General features: G+C 67.3%; 4 protein-coding genes. All 4 read left to right on the plus strand.

Annotated features, from left to right (window positions below; all coding sequences use genetic code 11):
* Positions 1-116: 116 nt before the first annotated feature.
* Positions 117-605, plus strand: a complete 489-nt coding sequence (locus tag AC1DZ6_RS17605; RefSeq protein WP_477098440.1) for a hypothetical protein — start codon at positions 117-119, stop codon at positions 603-605.
* The gene (locus tag AC1DZ6_RS17610) at positions 595-1770 is read left to right on the plus strand and encodes a cytochrome P450 (RefSeq protein ID WP_477098441.1); all 1176 of its coding nucleotides are present in this window, start codon (positions 595-597) and stop codon (positions 1768-1770) included. The genes AC1DZ6_RS17605 and AC1DZ6_RS17610 overlap by 11 nt, the downstream gene beginning before the upstream one ends.
* A gap of 319 nt (positions 1771-2089) precedes the next feature.
* On the plus strand, positions 2090-3088 hold the full coding sequence (locus AC1DZ6_RS17615; protein ID WP_477098442.1) for a helix-turn-helix domain-containing protein: 999 nt from the start codon (positions 2090-2092) through the stop codon (positions 3086-3088).
* A gap of 173 nt (positions 3089-3261) precedes the next feature.
* The coding region (locus tag AC1DZ6_RS17620; RefSeq protein WP_477098443.1) for a two-partner secretion domain-containing protein at positions 3262-5574 on the plus strand (2313 nt) is incomplete at its 3' end.

Raw genomic sequence — 5574 nt, forward strand, 5'->3', positions numbered from 1 at the left:
GCTGAGGCCCACCCGAGCCGAAGTCGTCGCCAAACGCGCGCCTTGGGTTGACGACCGGCTGACCGGTCTATCTTTCCGAGCCCACGGCGCGCGCGCCCGAATCGGAAAGGCCGTCGATGGACAGTGCGATCTTCAAGCCCAAGCCCCCGGGGGCCTTGCGTCTGGAGGTCGGGACGATGAGCGACATCGCCTTCTCGGCGGTGATCCGCAAAGTCGGCCAGTATCCCCCGTTTCACACCTATTCCCTGGGCCTGATGGTCGACGTCCTGATGGGGCAACTGATCCACGGCGCCAATCTGATGGCGATCCGCCAGGGTCAGTTGGCGGGCTACGCCGGCTGGCTGCGAGTCGACCGCCTCAAGGCCGAGGCTTGGCGGCGCGGCGAAACCCAGATCCCGCCGCCCGACTGGGCCAAGGGCGACGCTGCGATCCTGACGATCATGGTCGTCGATGATCCCGCCGACCTTCCGGCCCTGCTGCGCGGCGTCTCGCACGTCTGCGCGGGTCTGCCGGTCTATCGCATGCGCGCCTTCAACGATGGCCGTCCCGACCGCAAGCGCCGACCCATCGTCGGTCGCAAGCAGGATTTTCCGAGTGGATCCTGAAGACGCCGCCCAGCACGGGTTGGATGGATTGGCGCGGCAGCTCTATCGCATCGCGAGCGGGCAGGCCCCGTCCGGCAGCTTTCCGATCCGCCTGGTCCAGGATCCCGCGACCGTTCGCGCCGTCCTCGCCGACCCTGTGGCCTTTCCGAAGAACTACGCCTTCCTGTCGGTGTTCGCCGAGGGCCGGTTCACGGCCAACGATCCTGACTGGGGTCCACGCGCGAAGCTGACCCAGCCCGCCTACGCCCGGGCCCTGGGCGGTCTGGACGCCGACGCCGTGGCCGCGATCTATCGGCGTCATCTGGCCGGCCGGTCCGGTCCGGCGGGCGACGGCCTCCACCGCGCCTTCATCGAGGCGGCCCTGGCCGTGGTGTCGCGGGTCCTGGGCCTGACCAGGACGATCGCCTGGGACGCAGCCTGGCTGGTCCAGGTGCGCCGGCTGTTGGCCCTGCGACAATGGATCGGCTTCGTTGGGGCTGGGACAGCCGAGATGGCGCGGCTCGACGCGCGTCTGGTCGCGCTGCGCGAGGAGATCCTCGGCCTGTGGCGCGGCGAGCCCGAACTCCAGGCGCTCCTGAACGACATGGCCCGGCGCGGCGGCGATATTCCGGGCTTCGACGCGGGCGAGGAGCTGATCCAGAACATCATCGCCTCCAGCGAGACCACGGCCTCCAGCCTGATGTGGGCGGTGCATGTGCTGGCCGGTCGTCCGGACCTGGCGGCGCGGCTTCGCGACGGCGACCAGGACCCGGAGATCTTCATCGCCGAACTGCTTCGACTCTATCCGCCGGTGCCGTTCGTCACCCGCCAGAGCCGTGAGACCTGCCAGGTCGGCGGCGAGGCTTTCGCGGCGGGCGAGCCCCTGGCCATCTCCTTCGTCGGCCTGCACTGCGAGCCGAGACATTGGAGCCGCCCGCTGGAGTTCGACCCCGCGCGCGCCGAATGGGCGTCCGGCGCGGCGTCGCCCGTCGGCTACTTCCCCTTTTCGACCGGGGCGCGCGTCTGCGGCGGCATGAAGATCGCGCGCGCGGAGCTTCGCGCCGGCCTGGCGGCCTTGGTCTCGGCTTTCGACATCCAGGGCGGACCGCGCTCGAGTGTCTTGAGCTACGGATTGTCGCTTCGGCCGGTCACCGACGCCGTGCTCGTCGAACGGCGACAAAGCTAGATCGGGCCTGGGTTCGTGGGGCGGAATCGCCTTTCTTGCCTGCACGTCTCATGTCGGAGACGGTCTCCCGACTTTCACACGCTTTCCAGGATGTAATCCGTTGACGCTGGGAACCGCGTCTGCGCGTCTCCGCGGCATTAACCAAAGCGTCAGTGCTTGAGTTCGCCCGCCATGTTCCCGCGTTCAGACCGTTTCATCCGCAGATCGGCGCGCTGTTCATTCGCGTCCGCGGTGGGCGGTCAGGACGTCCGTGCACGCCTCGCCAAGGTCGCCGAAGCCATTGGTCGCTCGGCCTCGCCGGGCGAGGGCCGCTCGAACAATGGCTGAACAGTTCGCTCATTTCGCGGCCAATCCCGCCGAGGACGGCGGCTTCGCGCTCTATCGAGATCTCTATTCCGGCGGCGTGGACGTCTACCCTTACGGCGAGCGGTTCTTCGCCGAGGTCAGGGCGTGGCGACTGTCGGGGATCATCCTGTTCGATCGTCGCCTCATGGGCGTGGCGCACGAGCGCACGGCCGAGCGCGTGGTCAAGGACGGGTTCGACCACTTCACTGTCCAACTCCTGGTCGAAGGCGCTTTCGAGATCGACAGCGGCGGCGGCTATGTCGTCCTTGAGCCGGGGCAGATCGTCCTGCTCGACATGACCCGGCCGACCCGTAATCGCATGCGGGCGGCCCATGTGGTGACCGCCAGCATCTCGCGCGAGGTGGTTCACGCGGCGCTGGGCTCGACGGGCAACCAGCACGGGCGCCTGATCGAGTGCGACAAGGCGCTGTTGCTGGCGGACTACATGAAGTCGCTGACCGTCCGGGCCTCCGAGATCGCCGAGGCCAACCTGCCGGCGGTCTCCCGCGCCTTCATCGACCTGCTGACGGTCGCGGCCGAAGACGCCGACATCAGCCGGGGCGTGGACCTGAGGCGACTGGAATTCGCCCGGCGGGAATCAGTGAAGCGCTTCATCGAGTCGAACCTGCATGGCGAACTGACCGTCGAAACGATCTGCGATGCGACCGCAGTGTCGCGCGCCACGCTCTATCGAATCTTCCAGGACGACGGCGGGGTGGCGCGCGTCATCCAGGTGCGTCGACTGGTGCGTTTGCGCGCCGCCTTGACGGATCCAGGCGACAACCGGTCGCTCGCCACCATCGCCCACGATTGCGGCTTCAAGTCCGAAAGCCACATGAGCAAGCTGTTCCGGGAAGCCTTCGCGGCGGCCCCTGGGGAGTATCGCCGACAGCTGCGCGCGGCGCGCACCGCCCGCGAGAAGATGGCCGACGCCAAGGCGCGCTGGGCCTCCTGGGTCGGCGAAGTCCTTTAATTTCCCTTAACTTTCCAAAGGTTGCACGCATCTCAACGATGAGACGCCGGCGCATGGCGGCGGGTCGCGACTTGCCTTCTTAAGGCCACGATCTCCTCGCGCCCGGCGCTTGGGGGTGTTCGTCCTTTGGAGCTGTCCGCATGTCCCGTCGTCGCCGTCTCGAGCAAGGTTCCTTGTTCGCACTCTCGCTGTTGCCCCTGATGATGGCGGCGTCCGGCGCCACGGCTCAGGCCTTGCCCAGCGGTGGTGTGGTCGCCTCGGGTACGGCCGCGATCGGCTATACCAGCGCCAACGACATGCTGGTCACCCAGACCAGCGGCAAGGCGATCATCAACTGGGCCGACTTCTCGATCCAGCAGGGCAAGTCGGTGACGTTCGAGAACGGCGCGGGCGCGACGCTGAACCGGGTGACCGGCGCCAACGTCTCCAACCTGATGGGCACGCTCAACGCTTCAGGCAGCGTCTACCTGATCAACCCGAACGGCGTGATCATCGGCTCGACCGGCGTGGTCAATGTCGGCGGGACCTTCGCGGCCTCGACCCTGAACGTCACCGACGCCAACTTCCTGGCCGGCGGCGCGCTGACCTTCGAAGGCCCGAGCACGGCCGTGGTCAAGAACCTCGGCAAGGTCGGCGCCCTGGGCGGCGACGTCATGCTGATCGCCGCCGCCGTGAGCAACGAAGGCGCGATCGAGGCCGGCGGCACGGCCGGTCTGGCGGCCGGCTCCAAGGTGCTGGTGAGCGAAGCCGGCGTGAACTCCGGCGGCCCGGCCATCGCGGTGCAGCTGAGCGACTCCAACCTCTATGACGGCCGGTTCAAGGTCGAAATCGGCGCCGGCGACGTCACCAACATCGGCGCCATTGCGGCGGCGGAAGTCGAATTGCGGGCCAACGGCGGCAACGTCTACGCCCTGGCCGGCAACACCGGCGGCACGATCAACGCCGGCAGGGCCAGCGGTGGTGTCCCCACGCTGATGAGCTCCGAAAACGGCGGCAGCGGCCGGGTGTTCCTGACCGCCGGGACGGGCAACGTCACCTCCAGCGGCACGATCCTCGCCTACGACACGGTCACGATGCAAGGCGCCCAGGTGGCCATCGCCGGCTCGATCGTCGAAGCCGACGCCTTGACGATCGACGCCAACAGCTTCGCCATCGGCGACGCCGAGGCGGCGGTCCTGAACCATGCGATGGTCTTCGGCGGAGGCGCCTACGACCCCGAGACGGAAAACTACAATTACGGCGGCGCGTACGTCAGCATCACCGCGCGCACCGGCGACATCGTGCTCGACACGACCGATGTCGAGCTGAACATCGGTGATCGTCAATTGCACCTGACCGCTTTGGGCGATGTGACGCTGCATGACGCCATCAGCGCCACGCGGCACTACGACTATCCGTGGAACTCCTACGACCAATACGGCTCGCTCTATCTGCGCTCCGACAGCGCCGGTACGGGGACTGGCGTGGTTTCCGGCGTGAGCCTCAGGCAGGGTTCCGCCCAGATCGTCACCAATGTCGCCGACTACAGCACCTACGGCGCCCAGGTCGATGYGATTTCGGCCGCCAATCCCGACGCCGACATTGAACTGACCATGCTGGTCAACACCTATGCCGACCTGAAGCGGATCGCGACCGACAACGACGGCGACGCCACCGGCCAGTTCCTGTTGACCCACGACATCGACGCCTCGGCGTCGGTTGACGGCGCCTATGTGGGCGCGGTGCTGACCGGCCGCTTCAGCGGCGACGGCCACACCATCTCGAACCTGCAAGTCACCGGCCACGACGCCGGCCTGTTCGCGGGTCTTGTCAGCGCTCAGGTCTATGACCTGAACCTCAGCGGCGGTTCGGCGACGGGCAGCCAGTCGGCCGGCGCCGTGGCCGGTTATGCCAACCAATCGCAGATCTATAGCGTGACGTCGTCGATGAACGTCAGCAACGCCAGCACCGATATCGACGCCTCGACCGGCGGCATCGTCGGCCGGATATACGACACCACCCTTTCGTCGGTCCAGGTCAGCGGCGATGTGACCGGCGCGAACAAGGTCGGCGGCGTCGTCGGCCATGCCAGCTCGTCCCAGGTCTATTCCGCCGAGTTCAGTGGCGAGCTCACGGGCGCCGACAAGGTCGGCGGGATCGCGGGCTTGGCGGAAAACAGCTATTTTTCCTCTAGCCGGATGACGGGCTCCGTCACGGGCCGCAACCAGGTCGGCGGTGCGGCGGGCGTGTTCCGCGGTAGCTACTATTACTATGTGAACGACGCCGAGGTCAGCGGCGGCGTGACCGGCAGCGGCTCCGACATCGGGGGCGTGGTCGGCTTGCTGGACGGCGGCCGTGTCCAGTACAGCAAATTCTCTGGCGTGGTCCTTGGCGGCGCGAATACCGGCGGCCTGGTCGGAAACGCCCAGAACAACTACGGCGGCAACAACAGCCGGATTCACGAGAGTACGGTTTCGGGCAGCGTCACGGGCGACGACAACACCGGC

Source organism: Caulobacter sp. P1_B12_2, assembly GCF_056406675.1.